The sequence below is a fragment of the Streptomyces sp. GD-15H genome (assembly GCF_045291515.1).
Lineage (GTDB): Bacteria > Actinomycetota > Actinomycetes > Streptomycetales > Streptomycetaceae > Streptomyces.
On sequence record NZ_CP149447.1, the window covers coordinates 4,285,432 to 4,304,299 of the forward strand.

General features: G+C 71.7%; 27 protein-coding genes and 2 pseudogenes. 10 read left to right on the forward strand and 19 right to left on the reverse strand.

Annotated elements, in window-relative coordinates; translation table 11 throughout:
• Window positions 1-31 precede the first annotated feature (31 nt).
• Complete coding sequence (locus tag WJ438_RS20070) at window positions 32-427, forward strand: DUF302 domain-containing protein (protein WP_406726480.1); 396 nt, start codon at window positions 32-34, stop codon at window positions 425-427.
• 25 nt (window positions 428-452) lie between these two features.
• Here WJ438_RS20070 and WJ438_RS20075 read toward each other — a convergent pair whose 3' ends face one another.
• From WJ438_RS20075 to WJ438_RS20130, 12 genes and pseudogenes are all read right to left on the reverse strand, one after another.
• A complete protein-coding gene (locus tag WJ438_RS20075) occupies window positions 453-1,304 on the reverse strand; it encodes a cytochrome c oxidase assembly protein (RefSeq protein WP_406726481.1) in 852 nt (283 codons plus the stop codon).
• Entirely contained in the window at window positions 1,301-1,792 is a 492-nt protein-coding gene (locus tag WJ438_RS20080; RefSeq protein WP_406726482.1) for a DUF2243 domain-containing protein, read from the reverse strand. The genes WJ438_RS20075 and WJ438_RS20080 overlap by 4 nt, the downstream gene beginning before the upstream one ends.
• 157 nt (window positions 1,793-1,949) lie before the next feature.
• Window positions 1,950-2,318 (reverse strand): thioredoxin, encoded by a 369-nt coding sequence (trxA, locus tag WJ438_RS20085; RefSeq protein ID WP_406726483.1) that lies wholly within the window; start codon window positions 2,316-2,318, stop codon window positions 1,950-1,952.
• A gap of 201 nt (window positions 2,319-2,519) precedes the next feature.
• On the reverse strand, window positions 2,520-3,380 hold the full coding sequence (locus WJ438_RS20090; protein ID WP_406726484.1) for a sulfite exporter TauE/SafE family protein: 861 nt from the start codon (window positions 3,378-3,380) through the stop codon (window positions 2,520-2,522).
• 5 nt (window positions 3,381-3,385) lie between these two features.
• The gene (locus WJ438_RS20095) at window positions 3,386-3,967 is read right to left on the reverse strand and encodes a rhodanese-like domain-containing protein (protein WP_406726485.1); all 582 of its coding nucleotides are present in this window, start codon (window positions 3,965-3,967) and stop codon (window positions 3,386-3,388) included.
• Window positions 3,964-5,367, reverse strand: coding sequence for a rhodanese-like domain-containing protein (locus WJ438_RS20100; protein WP_406726486.1), 1,404 nt, complete (start codon window positions 5,365-5,367; stop codon window positions 3,964-3,966). The genes WJ438_RS20095 and WJ438_RS20100 overlap by 4 nt, the downstream gene beginning before the upstream one ends.
• On the reverse strand, window positions 5,364-5,711 hold the full coding sequence (locus WJ438_RS20105; RefSeq protein ID WP_406726487.1) for a rhodanese-like domain-containing protein: 348 nt from the start codon (window positions 5,709-5,711) through the stop codon (window positions 5,364-5,366). The genes WJ438_RS20100 and WJ438_RS20105 overlap by 4 nt, the downstream gene beginning before the upstream one ends.
• A gap of 371 nt (window positions 5,712-6,082) precedes the next feature.
• A complete protein-coding gene (locus tag WJ438_RS20110) occupies window positions 6,083-6,439 on the reverse strand; it encodes a hypothetical protein (RefSeq protein ID WP_406726488.1) in 357 nt (118 codons plus the stop codon).
• 335 nt (window positions 6,440-6,774) lie between these two features.
• Complete coding sequence (locus WJ438_RS20115; RefSeq protein ID WP_406726489.1) at window positions 6,775-7,434, reverse strand: formylglycine-generating enzyme family protein; 660 nt, start codon at window positions 7,432-7,434, stop codon at window positions 6,775-6,777.
• A 179-nt stretch (window positions 7,435-7,613) separates the two neighbouring features.
• Window positions 7,614-8,234 (reverse strand): annotated as a pseudogene (locus tag WJ438_RS20120) (MFS transporter); the annotation flags it as partial.
• A gap of 6 nt (window positions 8,235-8,240) precedes the next feature.
• Window positions 8,241-8,693, reverse strand: a complete 453-nt coding sequence (locus WJ438_RS20125) for an ArsI/CadI family heavy metal resistance metalloenzyme (RefSeq protein ID WP_406726490.1) — start codon at window positions 8,691-8,693, stop codon at window positions 8,241-8,243.
• 34 nt (window positions 8,694-8,727) lie between these two features.
• Window positions 8,728-10,128, reverse strand: a complete 1,401-nt coding sequence (locus tag WJ438_RS20130; RefSeq protein ID WP_406726491.1) for an NAD(P)-binding domain-containing protein — start codon at window positions 10,126-10,128, stop codon at window positions 8,728-8,730.
• A 108-nt stretch (window positions 10,129-10,236) separates the two neighbouring features.
• Between WJ438_RS20130 and WJ438_RS20135 the strand changes: the two are divergent.
• A pseudogene (locus tag WJ438_RS20135) lies at window positions 10,237-11,315 on the forward strand (flavin-containing monooxygenase).
• Window positions 11,316-11,412: 97 nt separating this feature from the next.
• Here the strand turns inward: WJ438_RS20135 and WJ438_RS20140 are convergent.
• Window positions 11,413-12,228: a TSUP family transporter gene (locus tag WJ438_RS20140; protein WP_406726492.1), complete on the reverse strand. Its 816-nt coding sequence runs from the start codon at window positions 12,226-12,228 to the stop codon at window positions 11,413-11,415.
• Window positions 12,229-12,390: 162 nt separating this feature from the next.
• Here WJ438_RS20140 and WJ438_RS20145 point away from each other — a divergent pair, with 162 nt between their 5' ends.
• The 6 genes from WJ438_RS20145 to WJ438_RS20170 all read left to right on the forward strand — a co-directional run bounded on the left by WJ438_RS20145 (window position 12,391) and on the right by WJ438_RS20170 (window position 14,844).
• On the forward strand, window positions 12,391-12,765 hold the full coding sequence (locus tag WJ438_RS20145; protein WP_406726493.1) for an ArsR/SmtB family transcription factor: 375 nt from the start codon (window positions 12,391-12,393) through the stop codon (window positions 12,763-12,765).
• 24 nt (window positions 12,766-12,789) lie between these two features.
• Complete coding sequence (locus tag WJ438_RS20150; protein ID WP_406726494.1) at window positions 12,790-13,296, forward strand: N-acetyltransferase family protein; 507 nt, start codon at window positions 12,790-12,792, stop codon at window positions 13,294-13,296.
• Between the two features lie 124 nt (window positions 13,297-13,420).
• A complete protein-coding gene (locus WJ438_RS20155; RefSeq protein ID WP_406726495.1) occupies window positions 13,421-13,756 on the forward strand; it encodes a hypothetical protein in 336 nt (111 codons plus the stop codon).
• Entirely contained in the window at window positions 13,753-14,202 is a 450-nt protein-coding gene (locus WJ438_RS20160) for a MerR family transcriptional regulator (protein ID WP_406726496.1), read from the forward strand. Before WJ438_RS20155 ends, WJ438_RS20160 begins: the two co-directional genes overlap by 4 nt.
• Complete coding sequence (locus WJ438_RS20165; protein WP_406726497.1) at window positions 14,183-14,497, forward strand: hypothetical protein; 315 nt, start codon at window positions 14,183-14,185, stop codon at window positions 14,495-14,497. Before WJ438_RS20160 ends, WJ438_RS20165 begins: the two co-directional genes overlap by 20 nt.
• 11 nt (window positions 14,498-14,508) lie before the next feature.
• On the forward strand, window positions 14,509-14,844 hold the full coding sequence (locus tag WJ438_RS20170; protein WP_406726498.1) for a YnfA family protein: 336 nt from the start codon (window positions 14,509-14,511) through the stop codon (window positions 14,842-14,844).
• Window positions 14,845-14,944: 100 nt separating this feature from the next.
• Here the strand turns inward: WJ438_RS20170 and WJ438_RS20175 are convergent, their stop codons facing one another.
• The gene (locus WJ438_RS20175) at window positions 14,945-15,151 is read right to left on the reverse strand and encodes a hypothetical protein (protein ID WP_406726499.1); all 207 of its coding nucleotides are present in this window, start codon (window positions 15,149-15,151) and stop codon (window positions 14,945-14,947) included.
• A gap of 187 nt (window positions 15,152-15,338) precedes the next feature.
• Window positions 15,339-15,584, reverse strand: coding sequence for a hypothetical protein (locus tag WJ438_RS20180; RefSeq protein ID WP_406726500.1), 246 nt, complete (start codon window positions 15,582-15,584; stop codon window positions 15,339-15,341).
• A 169-nt stretch (window positions 15,585-15,753) separates the two neighbouring features.
• Here WJ438_RS20180 and WJ438_RS20185 point away from each other — a divergent pair, with 169 nt between their 5' ends.
• Together WJ438_RS20185 and WJ438_RS20190 are read left to right on the forward strand one after the other, a co-directional pair.
• A complete protein-coding gene (locus WJ438_RS20185) occupies window positions 15,754-16,056 on the forward strand; it encodes a hypothetical protein (protein ID WP_406726501.1) in 303 nt (100 codons plus the stop codon).
• Between the two features lie 617 nt (window positions 16,057-16,673).
• Window positions 16,674-17,021, forward strand: coding sequence for a DUF190 domain-containing protein (locus WJ438_RS20190; protein ID WP_406726502.1), 348 nt, complete (start codon window positions 16,674-16,676; stop codon window positions 17,019-17,021).
• A gap of 58 nt (window positions 17,022-17,079) precedes the next feature.
• On the opposite strand, the gene crcB (WJ438_RS20195) is transcribed toward WJ438_RS20190, so the two are convergent.
• The 4 genes from crcB (WJ438_RS20195) to WJ438_RS20210 form a co-directional block, all read right to left on the reverse strand.
• Window positions 17,080-17,454, reverse strand: a complete 375-nt coding sequence (crcB, locus tag WJ438_RS20195) for a fluoride efflux transporter CrcB (RefSeq protein ID WP_406726503.1) — start codon at window positions 17,452-17,454, stop codon at window positions 17,080-17,082.
• Complete coding sequence (locus WJ438_RS20200) at window positions 17,451-17,798, reverse strand: DUF190 domain-containing protein (protein ID WP_406726504.1); 348 nt, start codon at window positions 17,796-17,798, stop codon at window positions 17,451-17,453. Before WJ438_RS20200 ends, crcB (WJ438_RS20195) begins: the two co-directional genes overlap by 4 nt.
• The gene (crcB, locus tag WJ438_RS20205) at window positions 17,798-18,214 is read right to left on the reverse strand and encodes a fluoride efflux transporter CrcB (protein ID WP_406729748.1); all 417 of its coding nucleotides are present in this window, start codon (window positions 18,212-18,214) and stop codon (window positions 17,798-17,800) included. The genes WJ438_RS20200 and crcB (WJ438_RS20205) overlap by 1 nt, the downstream gene beginning before the upstream one ends.
• 404 nt (window positions 18,215-18,618) lie before the next feature.
• Window positions 18,619-18,858, reverse strand: a complete 240-nt coding sequence (locus WJ438_RS20210; protein WP_406726505.1) for a hypothetical protein — start codon at window positions 18,856-18,858, stop codon at window positions 18,619-18,621.
• Window positions 18,859-18,868: the final 10 nt, after the last annotated feature.

The following is an 18,868-nucleotide window of genomic DNA, read 5'->3' on the forward strand; positions in this document are numbered from 1 at the left end:
CCAGATCTTCGCACCGAAGGAGCAGCGCACCATGTCCTACGACCGCACCGTCCGTCTGGCCACCACCGACTTCGACGCCGCCGTCACCACCGTCCGCCAGGCCCTGGCCGAGCAGGGGTTCGGCGTCCTCACCGAGATCGACGTGACGGCCACCTTGAAGGCCAAGCTCGGCCATGACATGGAGGACTACCTGATCCTGGGCGCCTGCAACCCGCCACTGGCCCACCGCGCGCTGGAAACCGACCGTGCCATCGGCCTGCTCCTGCCCTGCAACGTCGTCGTCCGCCGCGACGGCGACCACATGCTCGTCCAGGCCCTCGACCCGGGCACCATGGTGACCCTCACCGGCCTCGACGCTCTCAAGCCCGTCGCCGACGAAGCCACCGCCCGTCTGGACGCCGCCCTGAACGCCCTGTCCGCCACCTGACCTGCCCGGGCCAGGGCGGATGGGGTCAGCGCCCGGCCGGTGCCCCGGTCACGGCGCGCCGCCTCAGGTCCGCGTCCGCCCGGCGCCGCCGCATCCGGGCGCGGCCGGTGGCCCGGTACCAGGAGGTGGCCACGACGGTGGCGAGCGCGACTTCGACCAGATCGCCGCCGTAGTACATGACCTGGGCGCCGATGTGCAGATCGGCGGCGGTGAAGGCGGTGCCGGGCGGCGCCGCCGCGTACAGGGACTTGGCCAGCACGGCGTGCGCGGCCCCGGCCGCCAGCAGGGCGGTCCCGCGCACGGTCAGGCTCCAGCGGCGGCGCACCGGGTCGAGTGGGCAGACGGCGAAGGTGAACAGCAGCCCGGCCGCCAGGACGTGCGCGTGCACGGCGGCGTGCAGCCACGGCTCGTGCCGCAGGGCCGCGAACAGCTGCGTGCGGTACAGCAGCCACAGCCCCCCGACATCGAGCAGGGCCGCCAGTGGAGGAAAGAGCAGCAGGCCCACGGCACGGGAATGGGCGAGGGCCAGCAGCCCCCGGCGCGCCGTGCCGGGGGCCAGGGTGCGCAGGGCGAGGGTGAGGGGGCGGGCCAGGACGAGCAGCAGTGGAGCCGTCATGCCGACGATCAGGTGCTGGACCATGTGGGCGGTGAACGGCCCGCCCGGCAGTGAGCCCACCGCCGCCCAGGCCAGGCCCGCACTGCCGGCGGTGAACGAGGCATCCCGCCACCAGGTCCAGGCGTCCCCGCGGCGCCGCAGGCGGGCCGCGGCCGGCAGGTAGACGGCGGCCGCCAGCAGCGCGGCCACCGCGGTGACCAGCTCGGTGGGGCCGGGGCCGGGGCCCGTGACCGTGCCCGGGTGGACGTGCGCGAGGATCACGACGCCGCACCGGCCCGGCCGCGGCGGGCCGCGCGGACGGCCAGCGCCACGCCGATCAGCAGCAGCACCAGACCGCCGAGGTTCCACGCCCAGTCGTACGGAGTGACATCCACGCCGTAGCGGATCTGGTGCAGGCGCAGCACCTTGTGGTCCACGATCCCGTCGAACAACTGGAAGATCCCCAGGCCCAGGAAGAACCCGGCCCAGGCGTGGACCGGGGCCAGGGCACGGCGGCGGCGCAGATCGGCGTACAGGAAGAACCCGGCGACCAGGGCCAGCAGTTCGGCGGTGTGCAGCAGCCCGTCCGACAGCAGCCCCACGCTGAGGGTGGCGCGGTCGTAGAAGTGGTGCCAGCCCAGGAGCTGGTGGAAGACGATCTCGTCGACCGCGGCCATCACCGCGATCCCGATCAGGCCGCACACCACCATCGACCTGCGCGGTTCAAGGTCCGCCCCGGGAGCCGCGTGCGGGTGCGCCGATGCGCTCATGGGTCGGCCTTCCTGAATCGGTGTGCTGCCCGCTACGCCTACCCCTCTCGCACGGTCCGCGCCCGCCGAGCACCGCATCCGGGTGAGCCGCCCGGTGACCGGCCGGAGTCCGCCCCGATCGATGGGTCAAGGCCCCGTCGTCGGGGACCGGCTGCGGTCACTGGCCGGGACTCTGGGTGGCGAGGGAGGCGCGCACCTCGTCCATGTCGAGCCCGCGGACGGCGGTGATCAACTGGTCCAGGGCCTGGGGCGGCAGGGCACCCGGCTGGGAGAAGACCAGGACGCCCCCGCGGAAGGCCATCAGGGTGGGGATCGAGGTGATCCCGGCGGCGGCGGCCAAGGCCTGCTCGGCCTCGGTGTTGACCTTGCCGAAGACGATGTCGGAGTGGGCCGCGGAGGCCTTTTCGTAGACGGGGGCGAACATCCGGCACGGTCCGCACCAGGAGGCCCAGAAGTCGACGAGGACGATGTCGTCGCCGGTGACGGTCTTCTCGAAGTCGGCGGCGGTGAGGGCGACGGTGCTCATGTGACGGTTCCTTCCGTTTCACCGGAGTGGCGGCGATTGATACCCCCGGGGTAGTTAACGCCGGGAGGGGGCGGAGCATTCCGCCGGTGCTCCGATGCCGCCCGTCACGCGAGGCCCCCGCGCAGGTGTCACGGCACGCCGCTGCCCCGGCGCACCGATGGGGCGGTGCGCCGGGGCAGCGGCGTGCCGGAGCCGGGAGCGCTAGGTCCTGTGCACGGCGCGTCGCAGCGGACAGCGGGCGACGAAGCCGTAGCAGACGCCCGCTCCGGCGCCCAGCGAGGCGACGGCGGCGAGGACCGGGACACCGATGCGGGCGGGGGTCTGCTGGACCAGGACGAAGGTGCCCATGGCCAGCACGAACCAGGCGAAGAGCCGGGAGAGGACGTGCGAGGGGACGCGCCCGGCCAGCCGGGCCCCGACGAGGCTGCCGGCGACCGCGAACCCGGTGACGGCCAGGGTCAGGGTCCAGTCGATCTGGACGGTCGAAAGGTAGCCGGCGAAGCCTGCCGCGGACTTCATCGCGATGACCAGCAGTGAGGTGCCGACGGCCACCGGCATGGGCAGGCCGCCCAGCAGCGCCAGGGCGAGGACGACGAGGAAGCCGCCGCTCGCGCCGACCAGGCCGGTGGCCAGGCCGACGGCCGCGCCGTCCAGCAGGACCCGTCCCACCGGGAGCTGCCGGTGGGCCCGGTCGGGGTCGGCGGTGCGGCGGCCCCGGAGCAGGGCGGCGGCGGTGACGATCATCATGACCGCGAAGGCGATCAGCAGGACGACGTCGGGTATGTGGCCGCCGACGAGTCCGCCGGTGTAGGCGCCGGCCATGCCGGCCGCTCCGAACAGGACGCCGGTGCGCCAGCGGACCCGCCCGCCACGGGCATGGTCGACCATGCCCACGGCGGAAGTGACGCCGACGACGAACAAGGAGGTGGCGATGGCCTCCTTGGCGTCCATGCCCGCGACGTAGACCAGCAGCGGCACGGTCAGGATCGACCCGCCTCCTCCGAGCAGGCCGAGAGAGACACCGACCAGCAGCGCGAGGACCGGGACGAGCGTCAGCGTCATGGTGGTCACCTGCCGTCGGCGAGCTGTGCGACGGCCTTGCGCGGGTCGAAGGACGGCGTGCGGTTCCACGGCATCCTCGACAGCAGCACGCCCATGGCACAGGTGTTGCTGATGGCGGCGAAGGCCAGTCCGCCGCCGACGAACGCGGACAGGGCCTGCAGGCCGGGGACGACGAAGCTGCCGAGGGCGCCGACCAGGACCAGGCAGCCGGCGACCAGGCGGACCTGGCGCTCCATGTCCCAGCGCTCCTGACCGTAGTTGGTCGGGGCACCGGACTTCTCCCAGGCGGTCATGCCGCCCGACAGGACCGCCAGGCCGGGGAGCCCGGCCTCGGCGAGGGCGCGTTCGGCCTGGCCGGCGCGCTGGCCGGAGCGGCACACCAGCACCACGTCGGTGTCCAGGTGCTTCGTCAGCTCCTCGCGGTGCTCGCGCAGGGTGCCCAGCGGGACGTTGTAGGAGCCGGGGATGTGCGCTCCCTCGAACTCGACGGGCGAGCGGACGTCGAGCAGCCGCGGCGGGTTGGCCGAGTCGAGCTTGGCGCGCAGTTCGTCGGTGGTCAGGCTGCGGGGGGTGGCGGAGGTGGTCATGCGCTGCTCTCCTGTCGGTTGTCGGAGGTTTGGGGGATTTCGGAGGGGAGGGGGCACAGGCCCAGGTCGCGGGCGTTGTCGAAGCTGTCGTCGACGGCGACGACGTCGCGGCCGCGGGCGTGGAGCAGGGCGGCGACGACCCCTGCGCGGTAGCCGCCGGCGCAGTGCACCCAGACACGGCCCGCGGGGATCTCCTCGAGGCGGCCCGGTACCTCGTGGAGGGGGATGTGCACCGAGCCGGGGATGTGCGCCTCGTCGCGCTCCTGGTCGCGGCGCACGTCCAGCACGACGAGATCGTCGTCTCCGTCCAGGGCGGCCTTGAGGTCGCCGAACGTGGCGCGCTCGTAGGCGGCCAACGGCTCGCCGGCGGCCCAGTCCTCGGGACCGCCGGTGGCCATGGCGGCCGGGCGGTCGATGCCGATGCGGACCAGCTCGCGCTGGGCCTCGGCCACGTCCTCGGCGGTCTCGCCGAGCAGGGTGACCGGGGTGCCCCACGGAATCAGCCAGCCCAGGTAGGTGACGAACTGGCCGTCCAGGCCGAAGTTGAGGCTGCCGGCCAGGTGCCCGGCGGCGAAGGCGGTGCGGTCGCGCAGGTCCACCACCCACTCGCCGGTCTCGATCCTGTGCCGCAGCTCGGCCGGGTCCGCCACGGACGGCGCGGACAGGTCCGGCTTGCCGGGCCCGCCGGAGTTGGCCGGGCCCATGTGTGCGTAATAGGCCGGGTAGGCGTCCAGGCCCGCCAAGAGCTGTTCGACGTAGGCCTCCTCGTCGGCGGTCAGCGCGGTGTTGGTCCGCTTCTCCTGGCCGATGGTGCTGGACAGACCGGTGGCCTGGGTCGCGGAACAGAACGAGCCGAACCCGTGGGTGGGGTAGACGGCGGTCTCGTCCGGCAGTTCCTCCGCCAACCGGTGCGCCGAGCGCCACTGGGCCCGCACCAGGATGTCGGTGTGGTCCGGTCCCAGCAGGTCCGGCCGTCCGGTGGTGCCGTACAGCAGGGAGCCGCCGGTGAACACCGCGATCTGCTGTCCGCCGGCCTCCAGGGCGTAGGACAGGTGGGTGTGGGTGTGGCCCGGGGTGTGGATCGCCCGCACCCGCATGGTGTCGCCGACCTCGATCGCCTGGCCGTCGCGTACCGGGGTCCGTTCGTAGGAGACCTCGTCGTCGGCGTTCACCAGGTACTGCGCGCCCACCTCGCGGGCCAGGGCCAGGCCGCCGGTGACGTAGTCGTTGTGGATGTGCGTCTCGAACACGTGGGTGATCCGCACTCCGGCGGCGTCGGCCAGCGCGGTGACGCGGTCGTAGTCGCGCTGGGGGTCGACCACCAGGGCCACGGAACCGTCGTGGGCGAGGTAGGTGCGGTCACCCAGGCCGGGGGTCTCGACGGGCAGAACGGTGATCATCGCATCTCCTCGGGGGCGGTGGGGGTGCCGGGCTCGTCGCCGGTGGCCGCGGGGCGGCCGGCCTCGATCCAGGCGGCGGTGCCGCCGCTGACGCTGTGGGCGTCGTAGCCCAGGTCGCGGAGCAGGGAGGCCGCCTGTGCACTGCGGCCGCCGCTCTGGCAGATCACGTGGACCGGCTGGTCCTTGGGCAGCTCGGCGAGCTTCAGAGGGAGGTTGGGGAGCGGCGCCGACCGGGCGCCGGGTACGTGGCCGGCGCGGTACTCGACGCCGTTGCGGACGTCGACGACGAGGGCGCCTGCTGCGTGCGCCTCGGCGAACCGCTGCTGGTCGATCTCGGGAACCATGCGGGGAACTCCTGCTCACTTGCCTTCGCAAATACCCGGGGGGTATGTTCGAGCTCAACCGTAACAGGATCCGGTTTATGCCCCCGGGGGTATCTGGAAGTGATGCGCCTCACATGCGCGGGTCCTGCGGTCGCCGCGGAGCGGGAACACGACGGGCCGGCTGCCGCTCCGTCAGGGGCCGGGTCCCTTGGGGCGGCCCCGCGCGGCACCGGAAGACGCGCGGACGGCACCGCCCGTCGGTCTCCCGCACGCCCCCAAGGCCCTCACGCCGCGGAGGTGGACCGTTGCCGGGATCACCACGGCGCCCCGTCATCTCGCCCGGCCGAACCCGAACCCGAACCGGCATGCGGCGCAGTTCACCTCGGGGCGCCTCACCGGTCGGGGGCCCGTCCTCCCTGCCGCCGAGCCCGCGACCTCGTCGCGAAGTCAGGGCAATCGCGGCCAGGACGCCGCTCGGCGCCGACCAGGCAGCCGCCCCGGCCCACCGTCGCCCACCGGTGCGAGCGAGCCCCGCGACGGCCCGAGCCCGGCGCGAGTGCCGTCTTTGCCGCGAAGGGGAGAGCGAAGCAGACCGTCGAATATGATGCCTGGTCGAAGCCGTAGTCCCGCGCGAGCCGCTGGTGGATTCGCCGGGCGGTGTGCTTCTTCTTGCGCGGTGCGGTGAGGTCCTCCCGCAGCATCGCGTCGATCCAGCCCTTGGCCGGGTCCAGGACCGTCGCCCGCGGCACCGGTTTCCTCCCCGGCGGCGGAACCGCCGAGTTCAGAGCCTGGCGCACCGTCCGGCGATGCACTCCGTGCTCCTCCCCGAGGGCCCGCTGCTACATCTCCGGATCGAGACGTCTGTCCCTCCGGATGGCGGCGAACAACTCAGCCCGCGACAAACTCACCCCGGCCTCCCGACACGACCGTGATCAACACATACGGCCTCCGACACGACCGTGATCGACGCACACACCCTGCCGTCGCCGGACGGACGGAGCAGCGCGTTCGCTCCAAAGAGGGCACGTCGTCCGACATCGGAGCCGGTCACACCCGCTTGACTGACCGTTTCAGAATGAGGCTGTTATGGCCGAGGCAGTGGTGTGGAGCGCGCGATACGGAATCCCACGTCGTCGATCCGGAAGGTCGGGTGGCTGCGCCGCCGCACCGCCGCCCGGCAGCTCCAGTGCTCGTCGGCCCATCCACCACCACGGAGCACCCGATAGGTGCCATACACCTCGGCGTCGTAGACGTCCCAGCACCAGTCCCACACATTGCCCAGCATGTTGTACAGACCCCATGCGTTGGGCTGCCTGCCGCCGACAGCATGGATCCGCCCGCCAGAGTTGCCTTGGTACCAGGCGACCTCGTCGAGCTGGCCGTACCGCGCGCCAGTGGTCCCCGCACGACAGGCGTGCTCCCATTCGGCCTCGGTCGGCAGCCGGTACCCGTGTGCGGAGGTGTCCCATTCGGCTGTCTCGTCGTCGACGCACAGGTCATACGCGGGCGTCAGCCTTTCGCGCCGGGACAAGGCGTTACAGAACTGGACCGCGTCCCACCACGAAACACCCTCAACCGGCAGCCGCTCGCCTTGGGTGCTACTCGGCCGTCGGCCTGTGATGAGTGCGTACCAAGACTGAGTCACCGGGAACGCCGACATCTGAAACGACGCGACCGCGACCGACCAAGTGCTCTGCGTCCGCCGGTCCGACAGCGTCACCTGTCCCGACGGGACGGCAACCATCTCGTTTCCTGCCCCCGCGTCCACAATGGCCCACCCTACCGGCGTCTTCCCACCGCTCTACCGATCTTTCTGAGGGATCTGAGGAGGCAGCGGAGCCGTTGTCGGACCAGCGCCCAGCACCTCCGTCCGCTCAGCGGTGGGGCCAGATCGACTTCGTACGCCGTGGAGCCACTTCTCGTCCGTGCAGCGTCCGGCCAGGGTGCTTTCAGGGCAAGGGCGTGCGCCGGGATCGTGATCACGGCCAGGATTGCGGCCGGCACCACGTAGGTCATGCGCCAGGACATGTGGCCGGCGAGGGCAGCGGTCGCGGGGGCGAAGACGGTGGAGGCAAGGCCGCCGGCGAGGGTCACGAGGGTCAGGGCGCGCAGGTGGTCGGGGGCCCACCAGCGGGTGAGGGCCGCGAAGGCGGGCTGAGAGAAGGTGGACGCCGTGGCGAGTCCGGCGAGTAGCCACCCGGCCGTGAAGACGGCGGTGTGGGGGGCGGCGGCCACGACCAGGAGGCTCAGGGCGCCGAGCACCGAGCCGGTGGTCATGACGGTGCGGGGCCCGCGGTGATCGAGCAGGCGGCCCACACGGATGCCGGCGAAGGCTGAGACGAGGAGTGCCGCGGAGAACGCGGCCGTGGTCGTGCCCGTGGACCACCCGGTGCCGGCGGTGATCTGGGGGTTCAGGACGGGGAAGGCGTAGTAGCCGATGCCCCAGCCGGTGATCTGCGTGACACAGAGGGCGGGCAGGGCGGCGCGGGGCCGCGACCGGTCCCCCGATCCGGTCGCGGCCCCGCTGGTGAGCGCGTCGGTCATGTGGAGTCAGCAGCAGCCACCGGCTGCGGCGGCCTCCTTCACCGGCGCGGAGCTGGCGCAGCAGGCGCTCTGTGATGGTGATGCCGACGCTGGGGCGTCGGCCTTCACGACGTACACCTCCCCGCGCTCGCTGCCAGGGCCTTGGACCCAGACCTTGTCCTGGAGGGCGTAGCAGCAGGTGGTGTCGTTCTCCTCCCGGGTGGCGAGGCCCGCGTCGGCGAGGCGGCCGATGGCGGTGTGGACCTCGTCGGTGGTGGCGACCTCGATGCCGAGGTGGTCCATGCGGGTGTCCTCGCCCGGCTCGCCCTGGAAGAGGACGAGCTTGAGCGGGGGCTCGGCGATGGCGAAGTGGGCGTGGTCGTCGCGGAGTTTGGCGGGCTTGGTGTCGAACAGCTTGCTGTAGAAGGTGATCGCCGCCTGGAGGTCGGGGACGCGGAGGGCGAGTTGCACGCGGGACATGACGTACCTCCTACTGGGTGGATAGGGGTTCGGGTCAGCCGCAGCAGCCGCCTGCCGGGGCCTCCTCGGCAGGCGCGCCTACTGCCGCGGGCGTACCGAGCCGGACGAGCTGCGGTGCGGGCGCGCAGCAGCCGCCGCCGTCGGCCTGCTGGGGGTCGGGGGTGTCGAAGAGTCCCGCACCGCCGCAGACTCCGGTTTCGGGGAGGGTGAGTTCGACGCGGTCGGCGGCGTCGCGATCGCCGGCGATCGCGGCGGCGACGGAGCGGACCTGCTCGTAGCCGGTCATGGCGAGGAAGGTCGGGGCGCGGCCGTAGGACTTCATGCCGACCAGGTAGACGCCCTGCTCGGGATGGGACAGCTCGCGGTGGCCGTGCGGGTAGACGGTGCCGCAGGAGTGCTGGTTGGGGTCGATCAGCGGGGCCAGCTCGACCGGGGCCTGGAGGCGCTCGTCCAGGTTCAGGCGGACCTCGGACAGGAAGGACAGGTCGGGGCGGAACCCGGTCAGCACGATCACCTCGTCCACCGGCTCCAGCCGCCGTCCGTCCTCCCCCTTCAGCACCAGACGCCCGTCACCGTCGCGTTCGAACGCTTCGGTGCGGAAGCCGGTGACCGCGTCGGCGTGGCCGTCGTCGACCGCGGCCTTCGCCGCCAGGCCGAGCGCGCCGCGGGCGGGCAGCTGGTCGGCGGTGCCGCCGCCGAAGGTGGGGCCGGAGATGCCCCGCCGCAGGATCCACACCGCGTGCGCCCCCTTGCCGCCCTCGGACTTGGCCAGGTCGGCGAGGTAGGCCAGCGCGGTGAAGGCGGAGGCGCCGGAGCCGATCACGGCGGTGCGCTTGCCCGCGTACCGGGCGCGGACGGCGGGGTCCTTCAGGTCCGGGACGCGGTAGGTGATCCGGTCCGCGGCTGCCTTCTCGCCGAGGGCGGCAAGGCCGCTGCCGCCGGCCGGGCTGGGTGTGGTCCAGGTGCCGGAGGCGTCGATGACGGCGCGGGCAAAGAGGCGCTCCTCGCGACCGTCGGCGCGGGTGAGGTGCACGACGAACGGCTGCTGCTCCCGGTCGGCGTCGACGATCCGGTCCCGGCCGGCCCGGGAGACGCCGGTGACGGTGGCGCCGTAGCGGACGCGGTCGCCGAGGACGTCGGCCAGCGGCTGCAGGTAGAGGTCGGCCCAGTCGCCGCCGGAGGGGTAGGTGGCCGGATCGGGGTGCGTCCAGCCGGTCGGGGCGAGGAGCTTTTCGGCGGCCGGGTCGACGACCTCGCCCCAGGTGGAGAACAGGCGCACGTGCGACCAGTCGCGCACCGCGGCGCCGGCGGTGGGCCCGGCTTCCAGGACGAGGGGCTCGATGTCCCGGTCGATCAGGTGGGCGGCGGCGGCCAGACCGGCGGGTCCGGCCCCGATCACGACGACGGGCAGCTCGGTGGTGGCGGGCGCGTTCACGGCGACTCCTTGCGTGGTTCGACATCCGTCGATGGCTTGCGCGGCCCAGCATGACACCTGTATTGATGAGCGTCAACATAGACGTCCGTCGAACCCAGGGGTTTACTGATGGAGCACATCGATGTTGCCGTGATCGGCGGCGGCCAGTCCGGACTCGCCACTGCCCACGTCCTGCTGCGGCGCGGGCTGCGGCCGGTCGTGCTGGAGGCATCCGGACGTGCTGCCGGATCATGGCCGCGCTACTACGACAGCCTCACGCTGTTCTCGCCCGCCCGGTACAGCTCCCTGCCCGGGATGCCGTTCCCAGGCGTGGATGTGGACCGCTACCCGCACCGCGACGAGGTCGTCGCCTACCTCACCGCCTACGCCGACCGTCTGGACGTCGAGATCCGCACCGGTTGCCGCGTCAGTGCGGTCCGCCGCACCGGCAGCGCCTTCGAGGTGGAGTTGGAAAGTGGCGGGCGGCTGTCGGCGCGGGCCGTCGTGGCGGCTTCCGGGTCGTTCGGACATCCGCACCGGCTGGCCCTGCCGGGCCTTGCGGAGTTCACCGGCCAGGTGCTGCACGCTGCCGATTACCGCAGCCCGGCCCCGTTCTCGGGCCGCCGCGTGGTGGTCGTGGGAGCGGGGAACTCCGCGGTGCAGATCGCCACCGAACTCGCCCAGGCCGCCCGGGTCACTCTCGCCACCCGGGCACCGGTGAAGTTCGCCGCCCAACACGTCCTGGGGCGGGACCTGCACTTCTGGTTCGCACGCAGCGGCCTGGACATCGCCCCGCTCGGCCGGCTCCTTCCCGTCCGCCGGCGCAGCCGGTCCTCGACGACGGCCGCTACCGGGCGGCGCTGGCCGCCCGGCGGCCCGAACGCCGGCCGCTGTTCACTGGCGCCGAGGGGGCGGGGCTCGTCTGGCCGGGCGGGGAGCGGGAGGAGGTCGACGCGGTGGTACTGGCCACCGGCTACCGCCCTGACCTGCCCTACCTCGCCAGCCTCGACGGAGCCCTGGACGCCGCAGGCAATCCCCGGCACCGGGAGGGGGTCGCCACCGGCGTGCCGGGGCTCGCGTTCGTCGGGCTGGAGTGGCAGCGCAGCCTGTCGTCGAACTCGCTGCGCGGCGTGGGCCGGGACGCCGACCGAATTGCCCGACGGCTTGCCGTCGGGCTCAACAAGGCGCCGGGCCCGGGCCGGAGTTGATGTTCACGAAACGGGATGCGCCCGGCGGCTGACCTCCGTGAGCGGTTGGGGTACCGCGGGTTCCGGCGCGGTTGAGCTCCGAGCGGTCCCGGCGCGGTCAGTCGTGCCGGGCGAGTTTGGCCGCGGAGACGAGCAAGATTACCGCCAGGGCGGGGATGAGGACCATGTCCGGGAACATGCCGAGGAGTAGTCCGCCCAGTACCGCGCCGGCGACGGAGCCTGCGGCCATGATCGTGGTGAAGCGGAGGTTGGCGCCGAGGACGGCGAAGCTGCCGTCGCGGCTGTAGCGGGCGAACGCCACCAGCATCGTCGGCAGGGAGACCAGCAAGGAGAGGCTTCCCGCGGTCTTGATGTCCTCCCCGAACAGCAGCACGATCGTTGGGATCAGTAGCTCGCCCCCGGCGACGCCCATGATCGCGGCGACCACCCCGATGCCGAAGCCGGCCACGACCCCGCAGGGCACCTGGGCCCAGAGCGGCAGCGCGAGCGTGTCCAGGGTGGTGGTGTGGGTGACCACCAGGGCGGCAGCCATGAGCACCATCAGGGCGGCCAGCACCTTGTAGAGAGTGGAGCTGCGCATGCGCACCGCCCACGCGGCTCCGGCCCAGGCGCCGAGCAGGCTGCCGGCCAGCAGGTTGACCGCGACCGGCCAGCGCGCGGCCACTTCGGCGGCCGGGACCGCCGCGAGGCGGGCGGGCAGCGCGACCAGGACCACCACCAGGCTCATCGCCTTGTTCAGGATGACGGCGGAAAGCGCGGCGAACCCGAACAGGCCGATCAGTAGCGGCAGGCGGAACTCTGCCCCGCCCAGGCCGATCATCCCGCCCAGAACACCGATGGCCGCTCCCGCGCCGAACACCACGGGAGCAGAGCGCGTCGAGCGGAAGGGGGCGAGGTTCTGGTCAGCAGTCACGACGGGCATCCTTGCTGATAGCCACCCCGCCTACTACGGCACGCCCCCACCTTCAGCGCAAGCCACCGGGGGTCTGCTCAGGGTTCGTTTGGACCTCTAAGCACCTTCGCGCGCCGGCGGCGACCCTTCCCACCTTGGTTCGGCGTATGTCAACATAGACGTATGTCGAATGCCAAGGTGCTGCCGCTGCTCGAGCCCGGCGACGCTCAGGGCGTGGCGCCGTGCTGCCCACCGCTGACCGAGCGCCCGATGACCGCCGAAGAAGCCGAGACGGCCGCGCGGATGTTCAAGGCGCTCGGCGACCCGGTCCGCCTGCGGCTGTTCTCCGCCGTCGCCTCCCACGAGGCCGGCGAGGCGTGCGTGTGCGACATCTCCGATGTCGGCGTCTCCCAGCCGACCGTCTCCCACCACCTGAAGAAGCTCAAGGAGGCCGGGCTGCTGACCTCCGAGCGGCGCGGCACCTGGGTCTACTACCGCGTCGAGCCGTCCGTGCTGGCCGCCATGGGCAAGCTGCTGACGCTGCCCGCCGCGGCCTGACGACCGACGCAAAGGGGGACAGTGGTGAGCGGGGCGTTGAGCGCGGTGGTGGTACCGCTGACGACGGAGCACGCCGAACAGGTGCTGACGATCTACCAAGCCGGGATCGACGAGGGCAACGCCACCTTCGAGACCAGTCCGCCCTCTTGGGAGGCGTTCGACGCGGCGAAGCTGCCCGCGCACCGCTTCGCCGTCCTCGACGAAAGCGGGGCGGTGCTGGGCTGGGTCGCCGCAAGCAGGGTCTCGGACCGGTGCGCGTATGCGGGCGTGGTCGAGCACTCCGTCTACGTCCACCCCGCCGCCCGCGGCCGCGGCATCGCCTCCGCCCTGTTCAAGGCGCTGATCGGCTCCACCGAGCAGTCCGGGATCTGGACCGTCCAGTCCGGGATCTTCCCGGAGAACACCGCCGGCCTCGCCCTGCACCAGCGCCACGGCTTCCGCATCATCGGCACCCGCGAGCGGATCGGACGCCACCACGGCGTGTGGCGCGACGTCGTCCTCGTCGAGCGCCGCAGCGCCGCGATCGACTGAGGTTCGCAGCCTGCCGCGCTGACGGGGCGGAAGCAGGGCTTGCAACCGGTACCCAGGTACAGGTTTACCGTCGGAGATGTCCCCGCCCGCACCCTGCGGGACACCGACGACGGGAGCGGTCACGATGACGACCTGGGTACCGCAGTCCTGCACGCTGCCCACCGCTGAGCAGCCGCTGCGGGTCGCGGAATTCGACGCGCTCTTCACCGAGCGGCTGATCGGTACTTCTCGGCCCGACCGGCTGCGGTTGGAGCTGGTGCTCACCGGCGGTAAGGGCGTGGAGGAGACGGTGCGCGAGCTGGTGGCCCGCGAGAGCGGCTGCTGCTCGTTCTTCACCTTCACCCTCCACCCTGGCCCGGAGCAGATCCGTCTGGACGTGGTGGTCGACGGCGCGCACGAGGCCGTGCTGGACGCCCTTCACGAGCGGGCCGCCGCGGCGGCCGGCCGGGATGTGCCGTGAGCGGCGCAGGTCTGCGCAGTGGGCAGGTCGCTGAGGCGGCCGGGGTGAACATCCAGACCCTGCGTTACTACGAGCGGCGCGGTCTGCTCGCCGAGCCCGGCCGTAGTCCCGGCGGCCACCGCCTCTACCGCGAGGAGGCGGTCACCGCGCTGCGGGTCATCAAGGCTGCGCAGCGGCTCGGGTTCACCTTGGAGGAGGTCGCCGAGCTGCTGGAGGCCGGGCGCCACCGGCACGGCCGCCCCGTGGCGGGGCTCCAGGGCCGCGCGGCGGCCAAGCTCGCCGAGGTCGACGCGAAGATCGCCGACTTGACCACCATCCGCACCGCGCTGGCTGCGGCTGTCGACGCGGGCTGCGACGACCTGACCGTCTGCGCGTCCAGCTCCTGCTGTCCCATCCCCTTCACCGACCTCGCCGAGGAGGATCGCCATGCCGGGCCCTGCTGCTGACCCCCGCGCTCAGCGCGCCTCGAAGACGCTCGGGGGCCTGGCCGCCCTGGCGTGTGTGGCGTGCTGCGCGCTGCCCGTCCTGATCACGGCGGGCGTTGTCGGGGCCGGCGCCGGGGCGGTGGTGGGATGGCTGCCCGCCCTCGCCGTCGTCCTGGCCGTGCTCGCCGCTGGTACCTGGTGGCTTGGCCAACGCCGCCGCACCTGCTCCTGCTCGCCGAGGACCGCAGGTCAGGGCGAATGCGGCTGCAAGGCGGCAGCCGACCCCCTGAAGATCAGCGGCACGGGCCGCCGGTAGGGTCCACCGGTATGATCGTCGCTCGTTCCGTCGCCCTGTTCGTCGTCGCCGCCCTCTTCGAGATCGGCGGCGCCTGGCTGGTCTGGCAGGGCATCCGCGAGCACAAGGGCTGGATCTGGATCGGCGCCGGCGTCATCGCCCTCGGCCTGTACGGGGTGGTCGCCACCTTCCAGTCCGACGACAACTTCGGCCGCATCCTCGCCGCGTACGGCGGGATCTTCGTGGCCGGGTCGATCGCCTGGGGCATGGTCGCCGACGGCTACCGGCCCGACCGCTGGGACGTGATCGGCGCCCTGGTGTGCCTCGCCGGGATGGCCGTGATCATGTATGCGCCCCGCAGCCACTGACCAGCTCCTGGCTTTCAGTACGCGGCCCGCGCGCCTGGCCTCGGGGATGAGCGCGGCGGTCCCGGACCGCCGAGTGGCGAGCGGCTGGCCCGGCTTCCGCTCAGTCCGGCTCGTCGAGGGTCAGCTGGCGGTGGTGGAAGTCGAAGTGCTGGGTGGGGTAGCGGTAGATGTCCGCGATGGTCATGAAGTCCTTGAAGAAGGGGTCCCACCGGACGGGGTAGTGCATTCCGCGGGCGAGGCCGGCGTCGGCTTCGGCGGTTAGGCGCCGCTCCAACGCGCCGGTGATCCGGTCGAACACGGCGGCCATCTGCCGCGGGGTGACGACCTTGGCGGCCCCGCAGGGTCCGAGGTAGTTGACGAGGGCTGAGGAACATCCGTGTCAGATCGTGCGCTAAGCCTTCGACGGCCCTGGTGGGCGGCCGACGCTCCTTCGGCTCCGGGTCCGGACTGAAGTTGTCCCACAGATAACGTCCTATTATCTGCGGGACGTCTGATCACCACCTGCGTGTCCTGTCGCAGCGCAGGTGTCTCTTGATCTTGTTGGGAGCTGCGGCGTTGCCAACTTGACTGAGACGGCCGAGGTGTGGCGTCTCACGCTTGGCGTGTTCGGCGAGCGCCCGGTAGATGCTCGTGAGGCTGGGGTTCTGGCCCTTGCGCTTGCCGGTGGCGATCCACAGGTCGGGGCGGATCTGCTCGACGGACTCGCCGTTCGCGCGGCGGCGGAGCACGGTGTGGAGCATGTCGGCCCAGTTCTCGTATAGCTACGACCAGGTGGCGTGTATCTGAGAGTGATGCTCTGGGGCCTGGTCCCGTGAGGGTTCTGGCCCCCATGGCGTGCCGCCCCAAGCGCGTGACATGACGGGCAGGGCTGCGGTGACGAAACGGTGGGTCCGGTGCGTGATGCCGGTGATGGTCGAGATCGACTGCGACGACGACAAGGTGACGCGGGTGGTCACGCTGCCGGAGGAGGTCCGCGAGGACCGCGACGACATGGGCCACTTCCTCATTTACGACGAGGAGTTCGTCCGCCGGGGTGGCGACGACCGGCCCCAGGTGCACGCGTTCTGTGTGGGCGAACCACGGTGGGCGGCTGACCGGTTCCGGGTCGGCGGCCCGGCGAACCGGCCGGAGCGCTGGGAGGAGAGCTTCGGCCGGGATGAGTCCGACGACCGGTACGGGGAGATCAACCCGTACGAGCTGCGGGAGCGGTAGCCGAACAATCCTTCGCCGCGATTGCGGTAAACCGCGCATTTACCGCGGCAGGCCCGGCTGGGCCGTCACTCCCCGCTACCTGTACCTCTGCCGTAGCTATACGAGAACAGTGCCGACCCGACGATTCCCGACAGCCCCCAGCCGTCGATTTCAGTACCTGTTTCTTGCCCGGCTCCCCCGGCTGCGGGCAGGCGCTGCGTGAGACGTGGTGATCAGCCGCCGGGCGCCTGCGGGAGTATCCTTAACCGTAAGTGACGCCTCTGTTCGTCAGTGGCGATCGCGCGGCGGTGGGGCTCGCCGTACCCGAACCGCGGCACCTTCGGTGTCGCCAACAGTCCCTACTCGTGAAACGGCTTGGTTCGCCCGTCTATGGGCCCGCACGAGTAGGAGGGTTACGGCATGAAAGGCAGCAAGCCGCAGGTCGTGGCGCACACCGATCCCCAGGCTGATCGGCTCCCGCATGCGCGGCGCCGTAGGCATGCGGCGCGCGGGTTCTTCCTCTCCATGGACAACCTCGGGCACCTGGCCCCAGGCGGTCTGATATCCAGGGCTGAGGGTCCCACGAGTGGTGCGGGGTGCGGCTGCGGCGAGCGCCGCGTGGCGGCCGGGAGGACATCATGAGGCCTATTGACAGGGCCCTGCGGCTGACGGTGTTCATCGAGGAATGCGACACGTGGAGGCACAGGCCGCTGGTTGCGGAGATCGTGCACCGGGCCCACGCGGCCGGGCTGGCCGGGGCGTCGGTCTTCCGCGGGGTGGAGGGCTTCGGGGCGTCCACGGTGATCCATGCCTTCCGGCTGTTGTCGATCAAGCAGGATCTGCCGCTGGCGATCGTCATCGTCGACGAAGAGGAACGCATCCGGCGCTTCCTGCCCACGGTGAAGGAACTGGTCACCGAGGGCCTGGTGATCGTCGAAGAGGTGGAGGTGGTCCGCGTCGGCCAGACGCGCATAGAGGCCATGTGACGCGGCGCTGCCGGAGCAAGTGGTGGCCTGGCGGTGTTCAGGCGGTGAGCGTGCGGGCCTATCCGAACACCGCCTGGGCCGCGGCCAGGCCGATGAACACCGCTCCGAGCCCTGCGATGACCGAGGCCGCCACGTTGACGAACGCCAGAAACCTCGCGCCGGCCGCGGCCAGGCTCAGCGTTTCATAGGAGAACGTCGAGTACGTGGTCAGCGCCCCGCACAACCCGGTCCCCAAGAACAGCTGCATGTCCCTCGACGCGGCACCGGACAGCGCCGCCCCCGTCAGTGCGCCGAGAATCACCGAGCCGGTGATGTTGGCGGCGAAGGTGCCCCACGGGAAGACCGTGTCGTGACGCGCCTGGACCGCCCGGTCGGTCAGATACCGCAGCGGGGCCCCGATCGCGCCGCCGAGCAGCACCAGCAGCAATCTCATCGGCTCACGGCCTCCCGCCCCACGTAGTGCACCACCTGAACCTCCTCCAGGGTCACCAGCCCCTCGATGGCCAACTCGTCCAGCTGCGGCAGGAAGGCCCGGATCCGGTCCTCCTCGTCCACGATGACCACCGCGGCCGGCAGGTCGTCCGCCATCGACAGCAACCGGGTGGTGTGCACGATCGAGGACGCCCCGAAACCCTCCACCCCACGGAAGACCGACGCCCCCGCCAGCCCCGCCGCGTGAGCCCGGTGCACGATCTCCGTGTACAGCGGCCTGTGATGCCAGGTGTCGGTGTCGTCCACGAGAACCGTCATGCGCAGTGCGCGACCCATAAGCTCCATTACCGTCTCCTTCCGGCCAGGGCGCGGCGCGCCGCCGCCACGCCGACTGTCACCGCGGCCATCGCGGCCATGACGGTTCCCGCCAGGTAGGCCAGCGCGATACCGGCCCGTTCCTGGGCGACCAGACGCTCGATGTCGGCGCAGTACGTGGAGAAGGTGGTGAATCCGCCCAGCACCCCGGTGCCGAAGAACGGCCGCACCAGCGGGTGCACCGACCACACCTCGGTCACCACCACCAGAAACACCCCGATGATCAGACAGCCGACCGCGTTGACACCCAGCGTCGTCCACGGGAACGCGCTGCTGCCCGTGGGCCACAACTGCCCGGCCCCGTAGCGGGCGCCCGCCCCCACCGCCCCACCGACGGCGATCACGAAAAGCACCGCCGACTCCCGCCGACGCGCTTGACCCCGCAGCCGCGCCTCCTCAGCAGCCGTAGCCCGCTCGGCCGGCCCGGCAACCGCGCTCGGCCCTCCCGTCACACTCCTCGGGCCGCTGCGCCCCACACGCCTCTGCACACCGACCACCGTGCACCCGCCCCCGCTCCGGGTGAGCAAGGGCCGTCGTCGCGTCACTGCCGTCCATCGGGCACCATCCCCTGCGGCTCCCCCGATGCCGTACGGCCACCCTAGACCTCGCTCTTGCCAGGTGCCCGACGCGGCAGCGTGCTTGTCGGCCCTGTTCTCCCGACCTGCCGGCCTTCCGCACCACTCCCCGTCAGGAGCAGCGCGCCTTCGACGATCTGTGGGAGGCCATCGCAAAGCTCCGTTCCAGCATCGGATGAAAGGGAGCAGGCAACGTCCGAACCGTCTTGACCGAGTCAGTCGCGCCGGGCGAGCTTGACCGCGGACACGAGCAGGATCACGGCCGGCATGGGGATGAGCACCAACTCCGGGAACACCTCGAGCAGCAGCCCGCCCAGCGCCGCCCCGGTGATCGAGCCCGCGATCATGACCAGGATGAAGCGGCGGTTGGCACCCAGCACCGCGAAGCTGCCGTCACCGCTGTAGCGGGCGAAGGCCACTACGGCCTGCCGGTCCATCGCCGTGTGCTCTCCCATGCTGCTCCGC